Annotated in this window: 1 pseudogene; it reads left to right on the forward strand. The window is 57.7% G+C overall.

Annotation, left to right across the window (positions count from 1 at the left end):
• Positions 1–475: pseudogene (locus tag J5M67_RS28240) on the forward strand (type I restriction endonuclease subunit R); the annotation flags it as partial.

The raw sequence follows: 475 nt of genomic DNA on the forward strand, positions 1-475 counted from the left end.
GAACGACAGCAAGCCCTATGGCAACATCCTCGACTTCCGTCAGCAGCAAAGGCCGGTCGAAGAGGCGATTGCACTGTTCTCTGGCGAGAAGATCGACAACCCGCGTGAAATCTGGCTGGTAGACCCTGCGCCCAAGGTCATCGATAACCTGCAAACCGCCACCCAGAAGCTGGCCGACTTCATGCAGTCGCAAGGCGTGGGCAATGCGCCGGCAGAAGTGGCCAACCTGAAAGGCGATGCCGCACGGGCGCAGTTCGTCAATCTGTTCAAGGAAGTACAGCGCCTCAAGACCCAGCTCGATCAATATACCGATCTCTCGGATGAGCAGAAGGCGCAGATCACCCAGATTGCGCCACCCGATCAGATGCAGGGCTTCAAAGGTGTGTACCTCGAAACGGCCAAGCGCTTGAAGGAACAGCAGGATCGCGACCAGACCCCGCCAGAAGTGCAGCAGCTTGATTTCGAATTCGTGCTC

This window comes from Pseudomonas sp. 30_B (assembly GCF_017491605.1).
Taxonomy (GTDB): Bacteria; Pseudomonadota; Gammaproteobacteria; order Pseudomonadales; family Pseudomonadaceae; genus Pseudomonas.